The 25268-nt window shown below is 64.3% G+C and carries 17 protein-coding genes and 1 pseudogene; 7 read left to right on the top strand and 11 right to left on the bottom strand.

Annotated features, from left to right (window positions below):
* The 6 genes and pseudogenes from ACX80I_RS16920 to ACX80I_RS16945 form a co-directional block, all read right to left on the bottom strand.
* A pseudogene (locus ACX80I_RS16920) lies at positions 1-205 on the bottom strand (hypothetical protein); the annotation flags it as partial.
* Positions 206-430: 225 nt separating this feature from the next.
* The gene (locus ACX80I_RS16925) at positions 431-877 is read right to left on the bottom strand and encodes a DUF1801 domain-containing protein (RefSeq protein WP_459346267.1); all 447 of its coding nucleotides are present in this window, start codon (positions 875-877) and stop codon (positions 431-433) included.
* A 187-nt stretch (positions 878-1064) separates the two neighbouring features.
* Positions 1065-1709, bottom strand: coding sequence for a GNAT family N-acetyltransferase (locus ACX80I_RS16930; RefSeq protein ID WP_459346268.1), 645 nt, complete (start codon positions 1707-1709; stop codon positions 1065-1067).
* Positions 1710-1844: 135 nt separating this feature from the next.
* Positions 1845-2735, bottom strand: coding sequence for a GAF domain-containing protein (locus ACX80I_RS16935; RefSeq protein ID WP_459346269.1), 891 nt, complete (start codon positions 2733-2735; stop codon positions 1845-1847).
* A gap of 377 nt (positions 2736-3112) precedes the next feature.
* Positions 3113-4462 carry a TrkH family potassium uptake protein gene (locus tag ACX80I_RS16940; protein WP_459346270.1) on the bottom strand — a complete coding sequence of 450 codons (1350 nt, stop codon included), beginning with the start codon at positions 4460-4462 and terminating at the stop codon, positions 3113-3115.
* A gap of 210 nt (positions 4463-4672) precedes the next feature.
* Complete coding sequence (locus tag ACX80I_RS16945; RefSeq protein ID WP_459346271.1) at positions 4673-6649, bottom strand: APC family permease; 1977 nt, start codon at positions 6647-6649, stop codon at positions 4673-4675.
* A gap of 576 nt (positions 6650-7225) precedes the next feature.
* On the opposite strand from ACX80I_RS16945, the gene ACX80I_RS16950 reads away from it, so the two are divergent.
* From ACX80I_RS16950 to ACX80I_RS16965, 4 genes are all read left to right on the top strand, one after another.
* Entirely contained in the window at positions 7226-7453 is a 228-nt protein-coding gene (locus ACX80I_RS16950) for a hypothetical protein (RefSeq protein ID WP_459346272.1), read from the top strand.
* Positions 7454-7463: 10 nt separating this feature from the next.
* Complete coding sequence (locus ACX80I_RS16955) at positions 7464-7649, top strand: hypothetical protein (protein WP_459346273.1); 186 nt, start codon at positions 7464-7466, stop codon at positions 7647-7649.
* A 102-nt stretch (positions 7650-7751) separates the two neighbouring features.
* Entirely contained in the window at positions 7752-8288 is a 537-nt protein-coding gene (locus ACX80I_RS16960; RefSeq protein WP_459346274.1) for a cupin domain-containing protein, read from the top strand.
* 593 nt (positions 8289-8881) lie between these two features.
* Positions 8882-10366, top strand: a complete 1485-nt coding sequence (locus tag ACX80I_RS16965; protein WP_459346275.1) for a ParB/RepB/Spo0J family partition protein — start codon at positions 8882-8884, stop codon at positions 10364-10366.
* 345 nt (positions 10367-10711) lie between these two features.
* Here ACX80I_RS16965 and ACX80I_RS16970 read toward each other — a convergent pair whose 3' ends face one another.
* Positions 10712-11140: a hypothetical protein gene (locus ACX80I_RS16970; RefSeq protein ID WP_459346276.1), complete on the bottom strand. Its 429-nt coding sequence runs from the start codon at positions 11138-11140 to the stop codon at positions 10712-10714.
* Between the two features lie 604 nt (positions 11141-11744).
* On the opposite strand from ACX80I_RS16970, the gene mobF reads away from it, so the two are divergent.
* The gene (mobF, locus tag ACX80I_RS16975) at positions 11745-16550 is read left to right on the top strand and encodes a MobF family relaxase (RefSeq protein ID WP_459346277.1); all 4806 of its coding nucleotides are present in this window, start codon (positions 11745-11747) and stop codon (positions 16548-16550) included.
* 33 nt (positions 16551-16583) lie between these two features.
* Here the strand turns inward: mobF and ACX80I_RS16980 are convergent, their stop codons facing one another.
* Positions 16584-16886, bottom strand: a complete 303-nt coding sequence (locus ACX80I_RS16980) for a DUF4193 domain-containing protein (RefSeq protein ID WP_459346278.1) — start codon at positions 16884-16886, stop codon at positions 16584-16586.
* Positions 16887-17139: 253 nt separating this feature from the next.
* On the opposite strand from ACX80I_RS16980, the gene ACX80I_RS16985 reads away from it, so the two are divergent.
* Positions 17140-18180 carry a PDDEXK nuclease domain-containing protein gene (locus ACX80I_RS16985; RefSeq protein WP_459346279.1) on the top strand — a complete coding sequence of 347 codons (1041 nt, stop codon included), beginning with the start codon at positions 17140-17142 and terminating at the stop codon, positions 18178-18180.
* A gap of 430 nt (positions 18181-18610) precedes the next feature.
* Complete coding sequence (locus tag ACX80I_RS16990) at positions 18611-19114, top strand: hypothetical protein (protein WP_459346280.1); 504 nt, start codon at positions 18611-18613, stop codon at positions 19112-19114.
* Between the two features lie 691 nt (positions 19115-19805).
* Here ACX80I_RS16990 and ACX80I_RS16995 read toward each other — a convergent pair.
* The 3 genes from ACX80I_RS16995 to ACX80I_RS17005 all read right to left on the bottom strand — a co-directional run bounded on the left by ACX80I_RS16995 (position 19806) and on the right by ACX80I_RS17005 (position 24787).
* Positions 19806-21173 (bottom strand): phage tail sheath family protein, encoded by a 1368-nt coding sequence (locus ACX80I_RS16995; protein WP_459346281.1) that lies wholly within the window; start codon positions 21171-21173, stop codon positions 19806-19808.
* Positions 21174-21367: 194 nt separating this feature from the next.
* Positions 21368-22447, bottom strand: coding sequence for a PDDEXK nuclease domain-containing protein (locus ACX80I_RS17000; RefSeq protein ID WP_459346282.1), 1080 nt, complete (start codon positions 22445-22447; stop codon positions 21368-21370).
* Positions 22448-23185: 738 nt separating this feature from the next.
* Positions 23186-24787, bottom strand: coding sequence for an esterase/lipase family protein (locus tag ACX80I_RS17005; RefSeq protein WP_459346283.1), 1602 nt, complete (start codon positions 24785-24787; stop codon positions 23186-23188).
* Positions 24788-25268 lie beyond the last annotated feature (481 nt).

A 25268-nucleotide genomic window follows, 5' to 3' on the forward strand; every position in this document is an offset into this window, starting at 1 on the left:
CAGCGGGGCGTTGACCGAGCTTGTCAGAGTACTCGGCGAGGGTCTCCCGGCCCCACTCCAGGTTCACGCCCATCAGCGTGCCAGCTTCCGGAGCGAGGTTCCGGCCGTCGACGGGAGCACAGGGAACAGCCCTGGGATTGATGTTGCATGCGGTAAGGGACAGCACAACAAGCGCCATGACCAGGCGCGCAAAGGTTGAGACCATACCCCCAATCTATGGGCGATCTCTCGTTCCCAGGACGAGGCCGGGCCGAACCTCACCCGCTCCTACGCCCACCCTGACCAGGCACAGCTCCCTGCCGCCATCGGCGGGACCGGTGTGCGCCGCCCTGGACGCTGGTCTGGACGCTGGTCTGGAGGGCGAGCCCTGGGACGTGAAAAGCGCTGATCCTCCACCTCACTGGTCATCTCACTCAGCACACTGGTCAGCTCACTGGTCGGTTGAGGTCCGTCCCGGCGGGCTATGGAGGGTGGACATGGTGTGGTTGTACGCCTCCTGAACCAGTTGCCGCAGGATGGTCAGGTTGATATCGTCCAGCTTGCTCACGTACAGGCAACCGGCCCCGCGCCGGTGCTTGCCCAGCTGCCCCAGCAGGTGTTCGGCCTGGTCCGCGTAGGTCAGCCCGTACAGGACCAGATGGGCCCGCCGGGGCGAGAAGCCGACCGCCGCCGCGTCTCCTTCGCGACCGGACGCATATCTGTAGTGGTACTCGCCGAACCCGACGATCGACGGGCCCCACATCCGGGGCGGCTGCTTCGTCGTTTCCTCCATCAGCTCAAGGAGTACCTCCGCGTCGGCGCGTCGGACAGGATGCTCGACCCCGGCGATGAAGGCGCGCGGGTCGACGGGCGTCGGACGAAGGACAGGATCAGCCATGACCGCAGTATGCCCCATCCCAGGGACTCGTACGCCGCCCCTGCAGCGGTGCTCGACAGCGTCTTCTACGGTGGAACCCGGCCCGATGCCGAATCCCATCCACGCGCATTCTTACATCGGGTTCGGGTTGACGCTGATCATGACGATCGATGTTGAGAAGGGCAGGGCCACCGCGAACATGAGGCTCCTAGGGCCGAGGCCGCCCGGTGAGGGTCTGGTACTGAGGGTTGTCGGCGAGGAAGGTATGTGCCATGGGGCATTGCGGGATGAGGCTCAGGCGTCGTTTATGGGTGTTGAGCACGATGTGGTGCATCAGGGTCGCGTCAATGCCCTGGTCCCGGAACTCGGGGTGTTCTATGCCCGCGATGAGGATGACGTGCCCGCCGTTCATCGTGTACTTCATACATGCGGCGAGGTCGCCGTCGATGAAAAGCTCGAACCGGCAGTACAGGGGGTTGTCGCGGAATGTTTCCTTGACCTTGTGCACCGTGCTGGATCCGATACTGCGTTTGGTGGCTTGCTGTGCGCGGTGCTGGAGCTCATCGACGATCATCTCGTAACGGTCGATGGCCCCGGTGGGCGGGTAGTCGGTATCCATGACCTGGTAGGCCTGGTTCACCAAGATCCGCAGGTGCCTGGTTGGCAGTGCGGCGAGGCCCTCGGGGGTCAGGGTTCCCTCCAGCGCGGCGCCGTCCGGCGCGTGACGGGCGGCCCGCACTCGGGACGTCTGGCTGTCGCTGGGAGAAGTGGTTGGGGAGGTGATTATGTCGGACTCATCCAGCGCAAGGGCTGTGGATGGTTCGGTGGGGTCTGGGTGCAGGAGTTCTGTCATGGCCGTTCCTGTGGTCGTCAGAACCATGGCCTTTGTCTGGACCCCGGTGTCCCCACGAGAGTATCGGCAAGACACCGGGAAAAGACACCACGTCGGCTTACAACTCGCTGTATGACAGCGCTCGGGGTTGGTCGTTCAGACCCAGATGTGCATCTGGACCTGCGCGGCGAGACGCCTGAGGACCTGGACATCTTCCTCGGTGAAGGACCGCGGCTGGTCATCGATCAGGCAGAGGGTACCGATGCACCAGCCGTCGACCGTGCTGACGGGGTGGCCGGCGTAGAAGCGGATCCTTGGCTCACCGGTGACGAGGGGATGATCCCGCCATTCCGGGTCGAGGGCGGCATCGGTGATGACGAGGGTGCGGTCATGTTCAATGGTCTTCGCACACAACGCGATGCCCCGTGGAAGGTCCTGGCCGATCGGTCCGACGACGGACTTGATGACCTGGGCGTCCTCGGCGATCAGGGCAATGGAGGCCGAACTGACGCCGAAGTGGTCCCGGGCCTGCCGGGTAATCCGATCGAAGCGTTCCTCCGGCCCGGTCTCGAGCAACCCGGACTCATGCAACGCGCGGAGGCGCAGGAACTCCCTTTCGCCTGGGTCAGGGCCGTCCTGGTCTTCCCCTGCGGCAAGGGTGTCAGCAGCGGCCTCCAAAGAGGAGCCGGTACTGGCGCTGGTGCTGTTGTCCCCGGCCGGTGGGGCAGTGAAGTCATAACCATCGGGTGAGAGGGACAGCTCACGGAGGTAATCGCTGTAGCCAGAGGACGACGCCGCACCCCGGTCGCTGTAGTGGGCGCCGTCAACCAGGGAACCCACGCTGTCCAACAACTCGTTGATGGCCTGGGCGAGCAGGTCGCGTTGCTCCGTGGGGAGCATGACCAGACCCGCAAGGTACCCCTGAACCTCGAGTTCATCCGCGTCGCCGGAGACGCCAAAGTACGTCGTGAAGACATCCTCGAGATGTAGACCGGCGGCCCGGACGGTCTGGATCGCACTCCACTGCTGTACATACTCATCGAGCACGGCAGGTCCTTCACCACCTTGTCCCTGTATCACCTGCGCAGCGATTCCGCCGGGTCCGCGGTCCTGATCAAGATTAGGCGTACTGCGAGTTCCAGGGACTGGTCTCACCACATCACCGTGCGGGTCGACAAGAGCCCCCAGACCTGCAAAGAGAGCCCGCTGGTCTGCCGGGTCCGAAGATGGGGCCGGGTGTAGTCACACTTACGAGCTGGAGCTTTTGAAACGAAACACGGTGCGACAACTTACCGAGACAAGAGAAGGCCCGTGATTCTGGAGGAGCGGCCGCTCAGCACTTGACCTGCTCGGCTGTCTCAGAAAGCTTTGATGACGCTTGACGCTTGACGCTTGACGCTCGAGCCGTGCTCGGGCGTGAATGGTTAGCCGATGATGGGGCGTTCTTCGGGTAGCCGGTAGAGGACGGGCTTATTGGTCAGTGCCAGGGCTGCGGCGACGGTGATGGTGCCGATGCGTCCGATGAACATCAGGGCCATGAGGACGACTTGGGCGCTATTGGGCAGGTGGTAGGTGATGCCGGTGGTGAGGCCGACGGTGGCGAAAGCGGAGACGGATTCGAAGAGGGTCTGCTCGAATCCGTAGTCCGTGAGGACCAGCAGTAGCACGGTTCCCAGGATCACCGCGCCGATCCCGAGGAGGGCCACGGAGAGGGCCTGGCGTTGGACGGAGGAGCTGATGGATCGGTTGCGGATGGTGACCTGCTCCCGGCCGCGGATCTCGTTGAGGATGGCGAAGCCTAGGACGAGGAAGGTGGTGATTTTGATGCCGCCGGCTGTTCCGGCGCTGCCGCCGCCGATGAACATGAGGATGTTGGTGATCAGCAGTGTTTCCGGGGCGGCCACACCGTAGTTGATGCTGTTGAACCCTGCCGTGCGGGGAAACACGCCGCCGCCGATCGCTGCGACGAGTTTCCCTCCGGCGCTCAAGGGTCCGAGTGTTTCGGGTCTGTCCCATTCGAAGACCGCGAACAAGCCGATGCCCAGGACCAGGAGCAGCAGCGTGCCGTAGATCGTCAGGCGGGTGTGGCTGGTCCAGCCCTTGTTGAGCGGGTTGTTGCGGAGCAGTTCGATGATGACGGGAAACCCGATGGCGCCCAGGATGATGGCGGTGCTGATGGGCACGATGATCCACGGGTCGGCCACGAACGGGATGAGGTTGTCGCTGAAGAGGGAGAACCCGGCGTTGTTGAAGGCGGAGACGGAGTGGAACACACCGTGCCAGAGCGCGGTCCGCAGGTCGTCGTCGTAGGCGATCCGGAACCGGGCGGTGAGGATGACCGCGGTCGTGCTTTCCACGATGGCCATGATCACCGCGACCCGGATCAGGACCCGGCGGACATCACCGAAGTTAACTGTGTGGCTTTCGGACTGGGCTACCAGCTGGCTACGGATTCCGAGGCGTTTGCGGACTAGCAGCGCCAGAAGGGTCGCCAGCGTCATGATCCCGAAACCACCCACCTGGATCAGGGCAAGGATCACTCCCTGCCCGAACGGGCTCCAGAACGTCGCCGTGTCCACGGTGATCAGCCCGGTGACGCAGACCGCTGACACCGCGGTGAACAGCGCCGGCATCAAGTCGGTGTTGTCCGAGGCCCTAGCCGCGGGCAGGGCCAGGACACCGGCGCCGACGATGATCGCCAGGGCGAATGCCAGCGGGACCAGACGGACCGGGGTGAGGACCCGGCTGCTCAAACCTGTGATGTCGTGGCGCATCCTTGCCAGCCGTTCTGCGCCCGTTGTCCGTTCGGCCGGCGTGACCGGGGTCGACCGTTCTGCCACCAGTGAACCTCTCCGTCGTCTTATGATGCCCGTCGTGTAATGACCCGTTGCGATGACCTGCATCTTGCCGAACAGGCGTCGCACAAGTTCTTGCCCGGGGAAGGTGGCTACGCCCGCAGGCGGGTCGTGGTTGTTTTGGGCGTATCAGCCGACATGGACGCGCGGCCTGGCAGCGGGGTCGGGTTCCTGCTGACGGATGATTTCCCGCACGACGGGCGCGGTGTCTCCGCGTCCAAGGAGGAGGTAGCGCATCAGGTGGGCCAGGGGGTTGCCTTCGGCCCATTCGAAGTGGGCATGCGGGTTGACGCCTGTGGAATCGCGGAGGGCGAGCAGGATCGCAGCCATCGCGTTCGGCGCGGCCGGGCTCTCGGCGCGCAGGATTCGATGATCGCCCACGGTGATGCCCCGGACGCGGAGTGTGTTGCTGAACTCGGAGGGGTCAACAATGTCGATTTCGAGGAAGATGATGTCCGCGCTGCCCGGGACCGGGTTGAGGTCGCGCTGGTCCGCTTCCTTGGCCGCGTATTCGTCGGCATCGCCTGTCTGACGGCGGTTGGCGACCAGGTTCAGGCGGCCGTCGAAGGTGATGGAATCGGTGACGAACAACCGCGCCATGTCGTCGAACTCGATGACGTCCGCCCGGAGCTCGGTAGTCCGGGTGATCCGGGAGATGAGGGACACGACGACTATGCCGGCGATGAAGAACCCGGAGATCACGATGCCGTCGGGCTTTTCGATGATGTTCGCGACCAGCGCGTAGAGCAGCACCAGCGTGAGAACGGCAAAAGCAATCGACGCAGGGCGCTGGTGGCGGCGTATAGCACTGATGGTCACGGCGATGGACCCGGAGACCATCATCGCCAGGATCCCGGTCGCATACGCTCCGGCCTGGGCGTTGACGTCCGCATTGAATCCGATGGTGATGAGGATGCTCAAGGCCGTGTAGACGAGCACGACCGGGCGGACTGCCCGACCCCACTCGGGTGCCATCCCGTAGGAGGGCAGGTATCGGGGCACGATGTTGATCAGCCCTGCCATCGCGGAAGCTCCGGCGAACCAGAGGATCAGGATGCTGCTGATGTCATAGGCGGTGCCGAACCCGTCGCCGAGCAGCTCGTGCGCGAGGTATGCCAGGGCTCGGCCGCTGGCCTCCCCGCCTTCCTCGAAAGCCTCCGCGGGGATGAGGACGGTCGTGATGAAACTGCTGGCCAGCAGGTACACGCTCATGATCAGCGCCGCCACGGTCAACAGTTTCTTCGTGTTCCGGATCCGGGAGGCAAGGCGTTCCTCGTCGGTCGCACCCTTGGCGGCGATGAGCGGCATCATGCTCACCCCGGTCTCGAAACCGGACAGGCCCAGGACCAGCAGCGGGAACGCGATGAGGGCCGGCCCAACAATGTCGCCGATACTGCCCGTCCGCGTCAGGGCATCGGTCCACGCCGTCAATGCGCCTGGCTCGGTGAGTACTGCCTGCACTCCAACGGCGATGATCACGGCGTTCAGCGCCAGGAACACCGCGACCAAAGGAATCGCGACGATCACCGCTTCACTGAAGCCCAGCAGGAACACACCGCCCAGGATCAGCAGGAACACAACGGTGATAAGCACCGCCTGACCGTCGAGGAAGGACGGCAGGAACGGGTTCTCGAGAAGGTGCACCGTCGCATCCGCGGACGACAGCGTGATGGTGATGATCCACGACGTGGCGACGAAGCCCAGCAGGATCAGCACGAAAATCTTGCCGCGCCAGAACGGCAGGAGCCGCTCGAGCATTGCCACCGACCCCTGCCCGTTCGGGCTCTCCCGTGCTACCCGCCGGTACATTGGGAGCATTCCCACCAGGGTCAGCACCACGATCAGCAGCGTTGCCAGCGGCGAGAGCGCGCCGGCGGCCAGGGCAGCGATGCCCGGTAAATAGGACAGGGTCGAGAAGTAGTCCACCCCGGTCAGGCACATGACCTTCCACCAGGCGCTGGGTTTGGCATGGCTTTCCTCCGATGCCGGCCCCACGGGCTGCACCCGGTTCGCGAGCAACCACTGACGCACCCGCCCTGTCGACCCGGAAGCTTTCGAGGGAACGGGAACAGTCGCGGGAACGGCATACTCCGCAGGAGCAGTCATCAACATCCTTCAGGGCTACAGCATGCACATGATGCACGGGACAACGCACATAGCCGAGCCACGTGCATAACCCACCGAGCCTACTGACCACAAAACACTCAAATATGAGTCTTAACGCATCCTTAACACCAGATGGGCTTGTCTATAGGAACATCTCCTCCGGCCGCCGCCATACACGCTGGCGCGACCACCGGACCCAGCCACGAGTTGCACCTACTGTTTCGAGCCTTCAGGCGGATTTGTACCACTGTCCTCATCGGGGTGGGCAGCGGTCGGGCCCGTGGATTCTGCTCCGATGATGCCGTCGGCAGGAATTGCCCGGCGGGCAGCTTCGGCGTAGTAGGACCGCATTCCGTGCTTCACCCCGAACCGAATAATCATGTACAGAATCAAGCCCATCAGCGCCCAAATGATGGGGACGATTACGATCCCACCTAGTCCCATTGCTTCCCTCACGCGTAGAACGAACAGCTAGTCCAGTGAGCGTACCGGGCACATATTGCCAAGCCGTGCACCGCAAACTGACACCGCTAGCACGTACGGTGACATCAATTCATCAACCAGGAAGAGGCGATCATGGGACCCGTGGACTACATCGAGCACCCCGGGCATACCGCTGCCCTGAGCCCTGACCTCAGCAAGAACCTGCAGCTGCACCTGCCCGAGCTGCAGGCGCCCACGCTCGAGGACCTCCTCGAAGACCGGCTCGAGGCCGACCACCCGTTGACGAGCGGAACGAGCGGCTTCGGGGCCGTTGACGTCGCCGACGCCTCCGACGAGGCACGCCGCTTCTTCGAGGACTGACGCCGCCGCAGTGACACCGAAGACGCCACGGACACCGCAGCCGCTGGGGACCCCGGCCTTGGCACAGTGCTGCATCTGCCGCGCCACCACGAAACTCCTCGATGAGGGCCGCCCCCTACCCGAGGGCTGGCTGTACCGGACGATCACCGTCGACGTCGGCCGCTACTACTGCCCCGACCACGCCCACAAAGCCTGAACCAGCGACCGCGAACCACAACGCACTGCGGTGCACCTCGTTCAGCATGCCCGGCCACAACCACCATTGATTACGGAAACAACCGCGCGTATGGTGCGCTCCATGAGCACGAGATTTGGACCGGTCGGCGATGATGTCGGCACTATGGTTCGATTCGGTGATGCCTTCACGGCCCGGATTCTTCTGGATGCGGTGGCAACAGGAGACAGGTTGTCCGTTGTCGAGCACCTGCTGGCTCGGCGCGAACTTGGAGCGCCCCTTCATATGCATAGCCGCGAGGACGAATTCACGATCATCACCAAGGGTCGTGTGGGTTTCCTCCTTGGAGATGAGGTGTCCTACGCCGGCCCGGGGGAGCTGGTCCTCAAGCCCCGGGATCAGTGGCACACCTTCTGGAACGCCGGCGATGAGCAAGCACGCGTGCTGGAAATCATTTCTCCGGCAGGCTTCGAGAAGTACTTTGAGGAGATTGAGCCCTTCTTCCCGGAAGGAGCCCCACCAGACCTCGAGTCGATGGCCGAGGTCAATGCTCGGTACGGACTCCAGATGGATTTCGAATCCCTACCGCACCTCATCGAACGCTTTGACCTAACCCCTCCCTTAGAAATGGGCGCACCTCCGCCCACGCTGGACGCCTGACCAGCCGCTCATTTCCCTGCCTGAACCTGTGCGGTTCAACACGCAAGCCGGTGAGACAAGACCGATTGCGAGGTCCACTGCGGCAGCAACGCAGCGATAACAACGAGTACAACTGCCAGTGCTTTTCCAGGACGCTCAGACGGATCAGCCATGTCCCATGCTGCGCTGAATTGTAAACAGTTGGCAGCCCCGACAGGATGCCGTGCTTGCGCGGTCACAACGAAACCTATGCACGAGGGCTTAGTTCACGACCTCTAAGCGGTCCTCGCTTCGCTTCGGCCTGTGCCGGCCCGGCTGCTCCTTCGTCGCATCCAGGCTGGGTGTTTTTTGCTGCTGTCCTGCGGATTATGCGCCCCCGCTCCACACCATCAATCGCTGACGCGACGGGGCCGGCCACAAACCTCTACGGCGCTCCTGCGTCGCTTATTTCCTTCGAGGTTTCTCAGCAGGCCCTTGCCCCTTCGGGGTTGACAGTGCTCCGTCGGGGACGAGCGAGCGAGCTCGCCAGCAGGCAAAAAACAACGAGGGGATGGGTCCACTGCTGGTCACCACAGGGCCCCGACACCACCACCGCAACGAAGGAGCACAACCCCATGAACGCTCAGCTGACTACTCAGCCGACCTCCGCCCCGACGCTGGAGATGATCGACCCACGCACGCTCACCGTGGACGTGAACGTGCGCAAGGACGCCGCCCTCACACCCGAGTTCATCGCGAGCATCAGGGAGCACGGCGTGATCGAACCCGTGATCGCGCACCGCCGGAACAACCGCGACGGAACCACCACCGTGCACGTCCTGATGGGCCAGCGCCGCACGCGCGGCGCGGTCGAAGCCGACGCCCCGACCATCCCGGTCATGGTCGTCGCCAGCCCGGAGGAAGCCGAGCGGATCACCACGCAGGTCGTGGAGAACGTCCAGCGGTCCGCGCTGACCGACGCGGACGAGGCCGACGCCTTCCACCAGCTGTCCCTGCTGGGAGTGAGCGCCGCGCAGATCGCGAAAAAGACCGGACGCGCCAAGACCCACGTCGAGGGAGCGTTGAAGGCCAGGAAGAGCACCACGGGGGAGGCCGCACTGTCCAAGGGCCGCACCATTGAGGAAGCCCTCGTGCTGGCCGAGTTCGAAGGCGACGAGGACGCCACCGCGCACCTTGAAGCCGTCCTCGCGGACGAGCCGGGCATGCTCGCCCACGTCGCCCAGCAGTTGCGCGACGACCGGGCACACCAAGCCGCACGCGCTGCGCTGGTCGCGGAGCTGGAAGCGGCAGGCACTCCGATCGTGGATGACGTGAGCTGGGGGTACCACTCGACCGACGAGAACGTGCGCGTCACCGAACTGCTCCGCGCCGACGGGTCGCAGGCCACGACGGAGGATGCGAACGCCGCCTACATCAACGGCGCGCTGACCGTCATTCCGGTTGTTACGGGTTGGAAGGAGCTGGGCTTCAAGCTCGGCTATAACGCCGGTTCTGCCGCTACTAGCGGACCCATGACCGAGGAGCAGAAGGCTGCACGGAAGACCCTGATCGCCAACAACAAGGCCATGGAATCGGCGACGGTCGTCCGGCGCGAGTTCGTGCGGTCCCTGCTGGTGAAGAAGCAGGCACCGAAGGGCTGGCAGTATTTCACTGTCCACGCGCTGACCCACCACTCCGAGGTTGCCAGCGGCTACGAGCCAGCCGTGGCCGCTGAGATGGCCGGTGTGAAGATCGAGGGCAAGGAGACGTGGGGATGGAACCCGCTCCGCGACCACGTCGCGAAGACCACTACCCGCCCCGAGGTGCCCATGATCGCGCTGGTCTGCGCGGGGTTTGAGAAGACGATTGCTAAGGACTCGTGGCGTTCACCGCACCGGAGTCACCTGACCTACCTTACGCAGTTGGTCACGTGGGGGTACACGCCGAGCGAGGTTGAGCAGATCATCCTCGACAGCGCGAACAAGACCACCGGACCCGACGAAGACACCGAGGACACCGACAGCACGGGGGACACCGCGCAGGCAAGGTCGGGTGAGACGTTCGAGGAAGTCCACGCCGACGAGGAGGAGATGATCGCGGAAGAGTACGCCGCCGAGTAGCACCGGGCACCGGTGGTGCAGGAAGCCTCACGGCCCTGCACCACCAGCCCCGGCCCGGGCCGGACCACGCAGAGCAGGGGAGGGGAGCTGGTCGGCTCGCCGCTGGTGGGCGGGGCGGTTCGCCGCCGCTACGGGCACCTCGGGCTGTGGTCGCCGGCGACGAACCGCCGTCCTCGCACTCACGCTTACTCCGGTTCCGGTGCCGCGCACCAGGTACGCGAACCCCGGCCGCGCTGCACACCGACACGACCAGGAGAAAGGACTACGCAGCTGCGTTGCCAACAGAAGAGGGGACAGACAGCAGTCTGTCCCCTCACTTCGTGCTGCCTGTTAGAACTTCGCCCGTCAGGCGGCCCTCGTCTCGGCGGCGACCTGTTCCGCGACGTCGTCCGCTGTTGCCGCCAGCGTCGGCTCGGTCCGTGCCTCGCCGGACGGCGAGCTGGTGCCGGCCCCGTCCAGGGCCCGCTTCATCTCGGCGGTGCTCAGTCCGAGCCTGGCCGCGACTGCCGAGCGGCTTTCGCCGGTGTCGAGCATCTGCTGTACCTTGGCGCCGGCTTCCTTCGCGGCCGCTTCCGCGTCCTGCTCGGCTTTTGCCAGGATCGCGTCGGCGCGCGCCCGCGCCTCGGCGCGGATCTGCTCTGCCTGCTGCTCCTGCTCGAAGAATTCCGCCGCCAGGTCGATCAACCGCTCGTGCCGCTCGGTCAGCTCCTGGGCTTTCGCCCTCGCCTTTTCCCGTGCCGCAACCTGCTGCGCTGACTTCCTCGGTGCTGCCATGATGACTCGCCCCCTTCACTCATCCTGCGATTCAAACCTGTACCTGATGCTGTCCCGGCCGCGATTTGCGATCCGCCGCACTTTCCCTGCCAAACCTAACGGTCAGCGCCTACCCATCGCGGGGCAAACCCAACCGACACCTACCCGACCCTGACCGACCACCCAGCTCTGCCGGACGTCACCGCCGGCGCCCACGGGCTCACCGCGAACTGCCGATGCGGACCTCGCTGGCGCTCGGGCTGGATGTAACGGACGTTGCCCACACGTGGATAGCTCCGAGATAACCGTTGCGTCTCTTTAGCTGCCCACCTGGTGGACAACGTCCGTTAGCGGTTCCACACAGTCGAACGACCGGTGGATAACGAAAACCGTGTTACCCACCGCCCATTCTCGTGTGCACAACCGCATCGAAAATTCGATGGACCAATCGTACTGGTCTCCACGGCGCTCCCATCGCGTTTCCTCCTCCGTCGTCACCCAGCGATGTCGCACCCCTCCGACCAGCACAATCTGTCACACCTCTTGCATCCCGATAAATGAGGTCATTCCCTCACGGCGTGCCGCTTCGAACGGGGGTGGGGGAGTGGGTAAGGATAAAAGGGTGATGACCGTCCATAAGCTCAGTGCTGGGGACGGCTACGCCTACTACACCTCCGAGGTCGCCAGCGGCGACGAGCTGCGCGCAGGCGACCGGGAGCTCGGGGACTACTACACCGTCGAGGGCATGCCTCCGGGGCAGTGGGTCGGACACTCAGAGCAGCTGCTGGGCGTGAGTGGTGAGGTCACCGAAGCGCAGATGAAAGCCCTGTTCGGCGAGGGCCTGCACCCCGAGGCGGCGAGTATCCTCGCCGCCGGTGGCACTGCGAGCGACGTGAAGCTGGGCCAGAAGTACCACCAGTACGATGCGGCGGACACGACGATGACCCGCCGGATCGACGAGGAAGTCGCCCGATTCCGGCGCACCAGCGGACCCGCGTGGAGCGGCACGGACAACGCGGACAAAGCGCTGCCTAAAGAGGTTATGCACGAGATCCGGTCCCGGGTCGGTGGGGAGCTGTTCCGTGAGTCCCACGGCCGGAACGCCCGCAGCAACGAGGAACTCGCCCGGTACATCACCGCGCACACCACCCCGTCGAAGCAGACCGTCGCCGGGTACGACCTGGTGTTCTCGCCCGCCAAATCCGTATCCCTTCTCTGGGCGCTCGGCGGTGACGAAGCCCGCAAGGCAGTCGAGGCCGCGCACAACGAAGCCATCGCAGAGACGATCGCCTTCCTCGAGAAGAACGCCACCTACACGCGCCGCGGGAAGAACGGTGTCCGCCAGATCGACGTTAAGGGAGGCTTAATCGCTACCCAGTTCCGGCACTACGATTCCCGCGCCGGAGACCCTCAGCTGCACGACCACGTCGTCATCGCGAACAAGGTCATGGGCGTCGACGGGAAGTGGTCCTCCATCGACGGACGCACCCTCTACAAGATGGGTGTCGCCGCGTCCGAGACGTACAACGCGAAGGTCATCGAGAAGGTCTGCGCGTCCCTCGGCGTCAGCACCGTCGCCCGATCCACCAGTGGCGGGGAACCCGTGTACGAGGTCGCCGGCATCGATCTGGACAGCATCCACCGCGCGTCCTCGAGGCGTACGAACATCGCCGGAGTAATCAACCGGCTCGAAGCCGAGTTCACCCATAAGCACGGGTACGCACCCTCCGATAAGCAGAAGATCGCCCTGGCGCAGCAGGCGACGCTGGAGACCCGGCCGGAGAAGAAGAGTGCCCGTCGCCTCTCCGAGCTGGTCGAGGAATGGCACAAGGACTACAGCATCGGGTTGGACGGTGGGATGGGCATGCCGGTCGGAACGGCCCTCCTCGAGCACGTCCGAAGTGCCGGCCCCCGCACACCCGATGCTGCTCGGGCGGTCCTGGGTGTCGCTGACCTGAACGTGCACGAGCACGCCCGTCAGATCGTCCACGACCTGTCAGCTAAGCGTGCCTCATGGGGCCGGAACCACGTCATCGCCCAGACCCGCCGACACCTCAAAGAAGCCTTTCCCGGACAGACCATCACCGACGAGACCGTGGAGAAGATCACCCGGTCCGTCACCGGTACACACTGCCTCCAGGTCACACCGGAAGCCATCACGCCTCGCCTGCGCGAGTTCCAGCGGGCCGACGGCTCAAGCCAGTTCCAACAGGCCGATAGCGCACTCTTCACCTCCCACGAGGTGCTGAACGCTGAGCACAGGATCCTCGCCGCTGGACAGAAGACCGTCATCCCGGCCGTGTCCGTGGAAGGCTTCGACGCAGTCCTCGCGAAGCACACCGAAGCTGCGGCCAAGAGCGGCAGGCCGGTGCTGTCTCAGGGTCAGATCGACCTGGCGCGTGCGTTCGCGACCGACGAGAAGCTGCTCACCCTCGGCATCGGACCCGCAGGCACAGGTAAAACCACGAGCCTGTCGCTTGCCGCCGGCGCCGTCCGTGACACTGGCGGACGGGTCGTCGGACTCGCCCCCACCGCCGCCGCCGCGGCCGTCATGACGGGAGACCTCGGAGCCGAAGCCACGACCATCGACGCGTTCCTGGCCACCCACCGCAACCAGCAAGCCGGTACGAGCACCAGTACAGGCACCTTTGCTCTTGGGGCCGGCGATGTGATCATCGTCGATGAGGCCGGTATGGTCACTACCCCGAAGCTCACCGAGGTCGTCGCCGTCGCCGCCCGCAACGGTGCCGTTGTCAGGGCCATCGGAGATGACCGCCAGCTCGGAGCGATCGGCTCCGGCGGCGCGCTGCGCCTGCTCAACAATGAAGTCGGAGCGGTCCGCCTCGAGGAAGTCCACCGCTTCCGCACAGAAGGTGAGTCGGAGGCGTCCCTGGCGCTGCGCGAACCGCCCGCCGCCGGCGTAGATACTCCGTTCCACTGGTACCTCGAGAACAAGCGCGTCACTGCCGGCACCACCGAAGCCATGACGCAGGACGCCCTCGCAGCGTGGATGGCCGACACCCAGGCCGGCAAGACCTCGCTGCTGGTCGCCACCGACAACGCGACCGTCACCGATCTGAACGCCCGTGCACAGGCTGCCCGCATCGCCACCGGCTACCTCACCGACGGCACCGGCCCGATCACCAAGGCAACACCGTCAGTGGTCCTCCGCGATGGGTTGCGTGCTTATGCTGGCGACATCGTCGTCACCCGGAAGAACGACCGTACCCTGCAGGTCAACCAGGGCAAGGACTTCGTCAAGAACAACGACGTCTGGACCGTCGAAAAGGTCACCGCCGACCCCGCCACCAAGACAGCCTCCGACGCAGCTACAGGGCAGGAGCGGCAGCGCATCACCCTCCGGCATGCGGGCCACCGTGGACGGATCACCGTCGACGCCGAGTACCTCCACGAGCACGGCCAGCTCGGCTACGCCGCGACCGTGCACCGCGCCCAGGGCGCCACCGTGGACACCGCGCACGCGATTCTGGACGAGCGCACCGACCGCGCTGGCGCCTACGTCGCCGCCACCCGAGGACGCGAGACGAACCGGCTCTACGTCGCCCTCGGCGATGACAACGACCAGGCCGTGACCCGCGACAACGTCCTGTCGACGATCACCGCGAACTACGACCGCACCCTGTCCGCGCACGAAGCAGTACGGCTAGAGGCCGTCCGTACTGGTGATGTCGCTACCCTCTCCGGCGTCTACAAGGAGGTCGAGAGCGCCGCGTGGGAAGCCAAGACCAGGACCATCGCAGCTTCAGTTCTGGGGCCGCGGACCGCCGTGCAGTTCACCTCACACGAGGCATGGGGAGCGGTAGCCACCCACCTGCGCGCAGCAGAAGCCCAGGGCCTCGACCCCGCAGCACTCCTCGCCCAGGCGGCCGGCCTTAGCCCCGACAGCACCAGGGACAGCACGGGGCGCGGACAGCACGCTGACACCGGTCACCTGCGCGGTTTCGACGGAGCCCAGGACCCGGCGGCCGTCCTCGCCTACCGGCTCGAGCAGCGCATCGACGCCGCCCGCAGCCTCCTCGCCAACGCCGATCAGCGTCCCCTCGGCGCGGTGTCCGACGAGCACCTGGCCCGCCTCGCAGACCAGGCCACGAGGCATGCAGCAGGAGCCGAGCTCCCGCGCCGCTCGCCCGGTGAAGTGCCGATGGACACCGGGCTCGACAGGGAATGGGCGGCACGTCCGTTCGCACTCATGCGGACCGACAAGCTCACTGACGCTCGTAGCGAGGCCCTTCAGCGAGTGCAGTCCATCGACCCCACCGCACCAGGAAACACAGAGACACAGAGAACTGTGTTGAAGGACCAGTGGATGGTGAAGGCCATGACCGTCGAACTGGAACGCCGTCAGGATCTCTCACCGACGCAGGCCGCGATCGAGCGCACCGCACGCGGGGATGATCCCCGCACAGCACACCAGGTCACCATCGGCGACGCTATCCGGTACGAGCAGCAGCTCCGCTCCGTCGCGCTGCCACGGGCCAACACGGCCAGCACGGCCAACACGGGGAGCATGCGGCCAGCGACCACCGCGACGGTCAGCGACGATCTCGCACCGTCCGTACTCCTGCGCGATGAGCTGGTGCCGGCCTCCTACCGGACCGAGCTCGAGCGACTCCGGACGCACCTCGAGCAGAGGGTCATGGTCCGTGGCGCGCAGCTCGCGGAGGAGAAGCCTGCGTGGACGAACGCGCTCGGCCCCGTGCCCGGCAGGGACGTGAAGGCGACCGAGTGGCACAGCATCGCGGCCGAGACCGAGGCGTACCGGAACCGGTACAACATCGGCACCCACGAAGCGGCGCTGATCCCCAAGCAGTACCGCGATGATCCGACTGCGCGACGCCTCATCGAGCGCGCGACAGCCCTGCACAAGCACAGCGAACTCACCGCTGTCCCGCCGAAGACCGCCGGGCAGATCCAGCAGGGAGCGGACGAGGCAGCCATCGTGGACCGCATGGCGACCGAGCAGGCCGCCGCCCGGCGCGTCATCGACCGGATGCGTGCAGAACGCGCCGCCGCCAGCGACCCGCTGCCGGCGCTGCAGCAGCGCGAGGCACGCATCGTGGACGCCGTACAGGCCGAACCGGTACCGCAGCAGGGCGACGACATGTCGGCCGCCGTCGCTCGTGTGCTTGCCAGGCACCGCGCACAGGCAGCAGCGGCTGCAGGCGAACCAACGTCTGACACGAATGACCCGGGTCAGAAGGAGACAACTGTGAGTGACAAGAATGACGTGACTGCACGTCGTACCAACTCTGGTGCAGAATTCAGTCAGCGTCAGGCCGAGCTGATTGAGAGCCGGAAAGTCACTGCCGCCGAGCGTCAGGCGCGGGATGCGGCGTCAGGAAAGAAGGACGCGGCAGCAGCGAGTCGTCGAGATGGCCAGGTGAAGAAGGATAACGGCCGCTCCCTGTAGCCGCTAGGGACGGCATAGCCCTCGCCTACGTGGTCACCCTTCGCATTCGGCGCAGTACTTGTCGCCGTTCTTTTCACGGGCGAGCTGGGTGCGGTGGTGGACGAGGAAGCACGACATACAGGTGAACTCGTCCTCCTGAACGGGGATGACCTGCACCAGGAGTTCTTCCTCGAGGATGGCGCCTGGCAGGTCGAAGCCTTCGGCGGTGTCGCCGTCCTCGACGTCGATGACGGCGGTCTGCGTGGTGGTGCTGCGCTGGGCCTGAATCGCCTCGAGCGACTCATTAGCCGGCTGGTCTTCCGGACGAACGCGTGGCTCGTCGTAATCCGTTGCCATGGTGTATCTCAGTCCAATCGTCGTGGGGGCGTCGCAACAGGGTACATGCGTGCACGGGGTGGCTCGGATCGGTTGCGCTGGCAGCCAAATCCTAGACTTTCCGGTCGGGGCGGGTGAATGCATGGCGAGTTGGCATGGAGCCACGAGTGATGGATTTTGTGGCTACACGCGCCCCAGAAGCGTTACGACGACCCTGGCGGCCATTGCATGGCTTTGGGCTTCCGAGGTGGATGGTCCTGAAAGGATGGGTCCTATGACAATTTCCGACGTCGCCTTGCCTGATGACTACGGCTTGAACCTGCAGGCGCTGAAGGATCGCGTCCGTGGTGCCCGTTTGAGCGCCCAGCGGAGCGTCAATACGCAGCTGATTGAGCTGTACTGGGGGATTGGTCGAGACGTATTGGCGCGTCAGGAGCAGGACAGGTGGGGGAGTAGGGTCATCTCACGTCTTGCTGATGACCTTCGGAGAGAGTTCCCGGACATGACCGGTTTCTCGCCGCGGAACCTGCAGTACATGGCGACTTTCGCCCGCCAGTGGCCGGGGGAGTCAATTGCGCCACAGCCTGTGGCGCAATTGCCATGGGGTCACATCCGCACGATCCTCGACAAGAACCTCGGCTCTGACGCCCGCAACTGGTACGCCGCGGCAGCCGTCGAGTACGGGTGGTCCAGGAACGTGCTCATGAACATGATCATGAACAAGTCCATGGAGCGCACCGGTACCGCACCGTCGAACTTCAACCGCCAGCTCGCAGCGGGCGATTCCGAGCTCGCCCAGCAGGTCGCCAAGGATCCGTATGCTTTCGAGTTCCTCGGGCTCTCCGGCGAGGTTGCCGAGCGTGACCTCGAGCAGGCCCTCATGGACCGCATCGTCGACACCCTCCGTGAGCTTGGTCCCGGGTTCGCGTTCGTCGGCCGGCAGGTACACCTCGAGGTCGGTGGAGATGACTTCTACATCGACCTCTTGTTCTTCCACGTCGAGCAGCTGCGCTACGTCGTCGTCGAACTCAAGACCGGCAAGTTCCAGCCCGAATACGCCGGAAAGCTGAACTTCTACGTCGCCCTGGTCGACGACAAGCTCCGCCGGGAGGCCCATAACGACACCGTCGGGATCCTGATCTGCGGCAGCAAGAACGACCACACCGTTCGCTACGCCCTCGGCCGGTCCGAGTCACCCATGGCCGTGTCCACCTACACGTACGAAACCCTGCCGGCCGCGGAACGACGAGCCCTGCCGGCCGCCGATGAACTTGCCGCAGCCTTCGACGAGATCGCATCGGAAAGCGCCGAATAGGAGTGGTTTCAGCCCCTTCCCCAACCGCTACCTGACATAATCTCTGTTATCGGCGGTTTTGGCCGGCACACCATTCATTGCGAAACGTCGGGCGGGCATTCAATCCGGCGGGCCCCAAAGGTGGATAACGCTACAGTAACGCTCCGCTCTCACAATGGTGTGGTACCCGACGCACCGCCGCTGGCGATCGTCCAAAAGGGACCCTCTCTTCTAGGAAGAAGCCATGGCCGAAGAATGCGCTTAAATAGCGAACGCTACCAGCAGGCTTAAGCATCGGATCCAGTGCGTGTCGCTACTGGCAGGCGTACATGTCCCTGACAAAAGAGCATGTCAGCGGGGCACCGGGCCCGTATTTGCTTCATTGGCGACCGGTACCGAGCACCCAGTGCCGACACCATGCCGGCGAGGAACAGGAAACCAAGGAGCGACCATGCAACACTACGCACTGCTGTCCCTGATAGCCCGCATTCACCCTGCCGTCTGGGATCTCATCGATCTGCAGGGGCCACTGGTTCGGGAACGGTACTCCTGGGAACGGTACTCCCGGGAACGGTACTCCGCGGTAGCCCTGAATCCCCAGCCGCTACCTCCCAGGCTGCAACCAAACGGATTTCTCATCGAAGCCGGCCTCATGGCAACGGAATTCACACGGCTGGCGGTTGAGGCTGATGTGCGTGGGGAAGCTTCATCGCGTTTTATCAGCGAACTCGTTGATGACTGGTGCGCCTCCCCCTGGCCGCGCAAGTGGCCGTGGCCCTGGCCCGGTCCGCGTCAGGAGGAAGGACCGCGGCCGGAGCCGTGGCAGATGGATGCCGCGCGCGTGGTGGGAGCAGTCGTCTTGGCCTCCTACGCCTCGCGCCTGGGCGAAGGGGAACTCTCTGTCGCGCTGGCCGAGGGCGCGGAACGCCTCGCTCAGGCGGCTCTTGGCGGTTGATTGTAGTCCTGCAGAACGTGGGTCCTTCGTGGCTCGGGCAGGCACGCGGACGACGTCGCTCAATGAGCGGCTGTGCGGCCCCCGAACGGACCGATGTCTGCGATTATCACGAAGGCAGGGCCCCTATCGTTCAGCGGCTTGAGCCTGAGCTGATGCACGCTTTCACGCTCCTTGGCCTGAAGCGCAGCAGAGCTCGAGCGTGAACTGACGCCCCCACCGCAACATTGTGCTGAACCACCGCGGGCATTTGTCCAACGGCCTGTTGGACAAATGCCTGTCCACCGCCGGTACGCATGCTGCACGCAGTTCATGGCCCAGTCCAACAAGGCAGTAGTGCTTCTGTCCTTTACATATCTATAGATCGGTGACGTGCTTGCGGCTACTTAACGCTACCGAGGAGGGACGCGGCTCCCAGCCGTCGGGTGACCTGACAGGATCTCCAATCGTCGACGATCGTGTCGCGTCGCAGCAAGGGGCCCGCAGAGGCCAGCATGCGGGGCGGAACACAGCGCGTCTGAAGTAATCAAACGGTAGCTTTGCGTTTCCGCACTTCGGAACTCTGTAACTACCGAGTAGCCAGCGGATCGGATTTGCCCGCTCGGACATGTCCTGCGCCTGATGTAGCTGGTGATACTTGCCGAGGATGATCAGCAGACAGGGAGCAAACCGACGAAGGATTGGGTATCAGCGGCTAGAGCAGCCAGTGACGGGCGCCGGGTCCTTGTTGCCGAGCCTCCTCCACCCTGTTGCCCGGCACGGCCGCGGCTTGCTCACCATGGGCCTGTCGGGCCAACTGCTGGATTTTGATCACGACGAAGTTCGAGGGACGGAGTGGGGCGAAGCCGACCACGATGTTAACGACGCCTAGGTCGATGTCGTACTGCGTCGTTGTGTCCCCACCGCAGCGGACGAAGTAGGCCTCCTGCGTCGTGCTGCCTTGGAACGCGCCCTGCCGGAACAGGTTGTACATGAACGATCCGACGTTGAGCCTGATTTGCTCCCAGAGCGTCTCGTCGTTTGGCTCGAACGCCGCCCAGCGAGTCCCGCGATCGAGGCTTTCCTCGATGAACAGCGCCGTCCGCCGCACGGGAACGTACTTCCACTCGGATGCGAGCCGGTCGTCGCCCTGCAGGGTGCGGGAACCCCAGATGACGCACCCAGCACCGGGCGTTGCACGCAGGCAGTTGATTCCGAGCGGATTGAGATCGTCGGTCTGGGCGTCCGTGAGCGGCACATCCAGCTCCGGCACGCCGACCAGCGTGGCAGCTATGCCAGCCGGAGCCTTCCAGACGCCTCGATCGGCGTCGGTGCGTGCCATAACGCCTGCGACAGCACCACACGGGACGAAGCTGTCGAGCTGGCCCCCGCGCACCAGACTGGGCTGTCGCAGCCGCGGGAAGTACAACGCCGCGTTCTTGCTCGTGGTCCCCAAAAAAGCCACGCCCGCCTGGGCCGCGTCCTTATCGGCCCACATGGCCGGTGGGTCGATGAGCAGCATGGCTCGACGCTTTTCGCAGTATGCCGCGGCGGCAGCCACCACAGACTGATCGACATTGCCGTCCTCAAGGTAGGGCGGCAGGCACAGGATGCTGAACAGGTCGGCCTTGCTCAGCGCATAGAGCCCCGCTTCTGCCTGCTCCTTGCCGGGACCGATGAAGTCGTTGGCATCCAGCGCGCCCCCGCCCGACGCCATCCCGCCGTAGCTGTCGGCCTGGGCGCGCGCGGCCGTCATCGCTGCGGCAGCATCTTCCCCTATGGTCGCGGTTGCCGTGGCCTGAGTTGCGGCATCGGGACCGGCATGCTCCTGGTCCGGGGCAAACCCTGCGTGGTGCAGGCGGACGATGATGGCCTGGCTGCCACCGTTGAGGTAGAAGTCGCGAACGGCGTAGCCGAGCGTGCTGTTCAGCGATAGTCCCCCGAAGAGTCGCTCAAAGTCACCAAAGCTGGTGATCGTGACCGGCTCGTTCGTCGGGCCGCGGTCGGCCCTGCCGACAAAGGCCACGATCGATGTTGCGACCCCGATGATGGTGTGGGCCCTGCTGTCGTCGCTAATGCGCACCCCCAAGATAACTCGAAGTGACGGGAGCGGCCCTTCCTCGACCAATGCCTGATCTCGGGTGAATCCGATACCCCGAGGGACCACTCGAACGTCAAGGATGGACTGAACCTAGGCACGCCGCGTTACTGCCGCGTTACTGCTACGGCATGGCAAGGTCGGAGGGACTCGTTCCTGTCACTGCATGTCTGTTCGTATCACCGCGGGCTGGCGTCGTCGGGTTCAAGGTCCCGTGTATCGGGGGCGTTCAGTGGTTCGTGCTCCAACGCAGCGGTGATGGCGGCCGGCGAAGGCAGGGTGGCTCGTTCATCGGCCGGAAGCGCTTCGTAGGTGTAGGACGTCACGGCCAGGGGCTGGGTGGAGCCTTCGAGGGCGTAGCGCACCGTACGTTCGCTTTTCGATCCGCACACGAGGATCCCGACGGTTGGTGCCTGCCGTGGGAGTCGCATGATGTCGTTGACTGCTGCGACGTAAAAGTTCAGCTGGCCGAGGTTCTCGGGCTTGAACTTGCCGGCCTTCAACTCCACGACCACGTACCGGTCGGAGGGGACGTGGTAGAGCAGGAGGTCGATGTAGAAGTCGTCCCCGTCGATATTGAGGTGGTGTTGGCGGCCGACGAAGGCGAAGCCTGGCCCGAACTCCGCCAGGGTCTGAGCCATCCGGAGCGTCATGGCCTCCTCGATGGCATGTTCCTGGGCCTCTTCTGTCAGGCCGAGGAAGTCGAACACCAGGGGGTCCTTCGCCACTTCGCGGGCCAGGTCTGTGCCCTCGCCTGGCAGCCGTGCTTCGAGGTTGTTCGGTGCCGCGCCAGCCCGGGCGTGGAGATTGGTGAGGATCTGGTGTTCGAGCACGGCAACGGACCAGCCGTGCTGGGCGGCACGAGCCGCGTACCAGGTGCGCAGCTCGTGGTCGTCAACCTTGTTCAGGAGGGCGACGTTGTGGCTCCAGCTCAATTGTCCAGACGGTGTCTGGACAATTGGTTCCGCGTCGTCCCACGCCGCGGCGAAGGCACGCATGTTGTACAGGTTCGTACGGGAAAATCCCCTCATATGGGGGAACTCCGCCTTCAGGTCCTTCGCCAGGCGGTCCAGGACCCTACTCCCCCAAGGTTCATCTGCCTGCCTCGCCAAGATGGACCGCCCGATGTTCCAGTACAGCTCGATCATCGCCGTATTCACGACGCGCTGCGCACGGTGCTGGGCTTCCCGTACCAGCGTCTTCAAAGCCGTGAGGGCGGCGGCATAATCTGCCGGAAGATCCGGCTCGAGTTGAGGCATAAAACCACCCTAGTTGGAGTGATCGGTGTTCCTTCCCCGCGACCGAGGTGTACTGGGCCAGTGTGTGGATTGGAGTTAGATAACCGTCTTGCCTCCGCCACCCCTGACCATTGACTCCCGAGCCGGTCACCCGCGAATGAACGGCATCGAGGTCACTCTTTTTCAGGACCGACCGGCTGACGGACGGATGATTCACGGTTCCCGTCCTGGGCCACGAGACGACGAGATCGAAGCACCGCTAGCCCCTTTATGAGCGGGCGCGACCAGCTGCTGCTTTTCGGGCCACTTCCTGACGTGGCGGCTTCCCCTGCCTGGCCCGCAGTGGCAGCATCGCCAGACCGGATGATGGGGGGCACAGCGATCATCCAATGAACGGCACCGCCTGTCGCGCTGGTGGGAACCCTCGCGCAGGGGATCCGTGTTTCTGTGTATCCGTGCCGGACAGCTGAAGTTCGTTCTCAGTTTCGGACGCCTCCCCCATCAGGCAGCTCCTGATGCTCGGCCGCTGGTTCCCAGCTGCACGGACAGAGAGCGCGCCGACAGGACGTCGGTTAGCGGCATGCGGCAGTTCGCGAGGGCTTCGCGCGGGGCAGCCTCCTCAAGGCTGCTGGCAACCGAGGAGACTGCCCAGCGTGGAGATGCCGTTCGCGCCTGCGAATCAGCAGGAGCGAGACGCACGCAGAAGCTGCGTGGTTTCGTGCGCGGTGGGCAGCCGTCGCCTTGGGTCGACATGACTCTCTATTGCCATTGTCCGATGCCGACGCTGAGGTGAGCGTTTGGTCCCAAGACGCTTTCAGCCACCCGAGGTATGTCGATTCGTGCGACGAAACTGGGCGACTTCGCGGTGTCGTCCGGGGCCTGCCGCCACACGAGCTCCTTGTCCAGTGTGCCGGCCTTGGCGATCGCTCCCGCGAGGGTGGAGTTCCACTGGTAGCGCGCACTCCCGATCGTCCCGTCGGCCTGGGTGGACACGTCGACCAGGAGGGCGTCCTGCCAGTCGGCTACCTGCTCGAGGTGGGAACCGAAGGATAGGAAGCCCTTGTCCTCACGAAGGCAGTACACGCGCAAATCCAGGGCATATCGACGAGGCTCTGCTGGATCTTCTCTTGGCAGCAGGAAGGCTGTCACCAGCGGCACCGGGTTCAGCGGCGTATCCCGGTTCTCCTCGTTGAGAACAACCGGACAGTGGGCGGTCGCGGACTGGTAATGCATCAGCACCGGGACTCCTCGGATCGCGAGTCCCACGTCTGCCTGCCAGACTGCTCCATCCGTCAGATCCAGGTCAAGATCCGACAGGCTGATCGCGATCTTTATGTTGCCGAAGAGAAAACGTTGAAGGTTCTGATAGCCCTCCTCCGAGTTGACCAGACCGTAGCGCCCGGAATGAGAGCGGTGGATGTAGGCCCGGTTAGAGCCCTTCACGTAGGCATTGCGGATCTGCACGAGTCCGTCGCTCTTGACGCCTACCGCCCGCGAGGACCACCCAAGGGCGACGTCGTAGTCTCCCGGGTTGGTGCCCACCAGTGACAGGTACCGCTCAGCCGGGAGCGCGCTGAAGTACGGAACACGGGGGTCCCAGCCACCGGGAGGATTGAAATCTTCTTTGCCTTCGGGAGACAGGTATTGCCTCATGCGGGGTTCCTTGAAGATGTCGGAGCCGTTGGGCCCGAACGTCTCCACGAACCAATCTCCGATCGATCCGCCGAGGTCGATGTCGATTCCTCCGTGAGGGGTTCCATACGTGACCACTTTCGAGATAGGGAACGGCGGTGTCACCTTCCCGGACAGGTTCACGTGTTCCTGATGAGCGGGATCCGGGGCGAAACCTTCCCCCGCGGCGACTTCCTCGGGGCCCAACGCCTGGCCCGGTGTGTACATGAAGCGCTGGATGGCGGACCGGCAGACAAGTCCCCCCATAGAATGCGCCACAAGATAGACCTGGTCCGCGTCCTTCGTCTTGTCCAGGACCTTGTGTATGTAGTCCGCCAGGCCTCTGGCGGCGTCTTCTATCCGGTAGGGCAAAGGCGGGTGATCGAAGGTGGAAGCGCTGGGGTCGTAGAAACGGTACACCCAGATCGTCCGGGGTGGCATCGAGTCGCTTCCAGCATCATTGAGCAGTCGCTGCTGATCACCACTTACCTTCAGTTCGTAGCCGTAGTCCATCATCAGTCGCAGCAGGGGGGATTCAAACTGGTAGAACAGGGCATTCCCATGGGCGCCGACACGCACATGGGTGGACCCTTCATTGAAGCCATAGAAGGGATCGTCCACTGCTTTGTCGATTCCCCGAGTGCCACCGGCGAATCCCCGAACGTAGATGATCGGCAGGAACTGAGTCATGAGAACTCCGCACCTGAACAGATACAAGGGAACGCGTAGGAGTCGTCCTGTGTCATCACATTCTCTTTTTCAGTGTGGTCTAAATCCTGGAGTACCGGGACGTGCCGAAGCCCCTTGTTGCTGTGGAGTAGACCTCTTACCGCGTTACTACTGCGTTACAGACGCCTGAGGCCCGCGTAGCGCCCGAGGGCCCGGGGTGAACCGCAGAGCCGACCACGCGCAGACTGACGCCGCGCGGGAGGCAACCGTGATGCCTAGCCGGCATTTCCTGGTTCAGCTGGCCGAAAGTACGGACTGCTGGTGCGGGACGGGGGCGCCCACGGTGCAGTAACGCCGCAGTAACGCCCGGAGTGGGGAAATAGGTGGTGGCTCCATGGCTGCGGCGAGGGCATCCCCTTGATGACCACACCGCCACGGACCTAGGTGACAGCACTATGGACACCGGCATGGCCGGCCCAGAACGTGACTACTGATACAACCA

The organism is Arthrobacter rhamnosi, assembly GCF_054510855.1.

Excerpts from the sequence above, each read along its gene's own strand:
- ACX80I_RS16925 (WP_459346267.1), bottom strand. The coding sequence starts at position 877 with ATGGCTGATCCTGTCCTTCGTCCGACGCCCGTCGACCCGCGCGCCTTC.
- ACX80I_RS16930 (WP_459346268.1), bottom strand. The coding sequence starts at position 1,709 with ATGACAGAACTCCTGCACCCAGACCCCACCGAACCATCCACAGCCCTT.
- ACX80I_RS16940 (WP_459346270.1), bottom strand. The coding sequence starts at position 4,462 with ATGCGCCACGACATCACAGGTTTGAGCAGCCGGGTCCTCACCCCGGTC.
- ACX80I_RS16945 (WP_459346271.1), bottom strand. The coding sequence starts at position 6,649 with ATGACTGCTCCTGCGGAGTATGCCGTTCCCGCGACTGTTCCCGTTCCC.
- ACX80I_RS16950 (WP_459346272.1), top strand. The coding sequence starts at position 7,226 with ATGGGACCCGTGGACTACATCGAGCACCCCGGGCATACCGCTGCCCTG.
- ACX80I_RS16960 (WP_459346274.1), top strand. The coding sequence starts at position 7,752 with ATGAGCACGAGATTTGGACCGGTCGGCGATGATGTCGGCACTATGGTT.
- ACX80I_RS16965 (WP_459346275.1), top strand. The coding sequence starts at position 8,882 with ATGAACGCTCAGCTGACTACTCAGCCGACCTCCGCCCCGACGCTGGAG.
- ACX80I_RS16970 (WP_459346276.1), bottom strand. The coding sequence starts at position 11,140 with ATGGCAGCACCGAGGAAGTCAGCGCAGCAGGTTGCGGCACGGGAAAAG.
- mobF (WP_459346277.1), top strand. The coding sequence starts at position 11,745 with ATGACCGTCCATAAGCTCAGTGCTGGGGACGGCTACGCCTACTACACC.
- ACX80I_RS16980 (WP_459346278.1), bottom strand. The coding sequence starts at position 16,886 with ATGGCAACGGATTACGACGAGCCACGCGTTCGTCCGGAAGACCAGCCG.
- ACX80I_RS16985 (WP_459346279.1), top strand. The coding sequence starts at position 17,140 with ATGACAATTTCCGACGTCGCCTTGCCTGATGACTACGGCTTGAACCTG.
- ACX80I_RS16990 (WP_459346280.1), top strand. The coding sequence starts at position 18,611 with ATGCAACACTACGCACTGCTGTCCCTGATAGCCCGCATTCACCCTGCC.
- ACX80I_RS17000 (WP_459346282.1), bottom strand. The coding sequence starts at position 22,447 with ATGCCTCAACTCGAGCCGGATCTTCCGGCAGATTATGCCGCCGCCCTC.
- ACX80I_RS17005 (WP_459346283.1), bottom strand. The coding sequence starts at position 24,787 with ATGACTCAGTTCCTGCCGATCATCTACGTTCGGGGATTCGCCGGTGGC.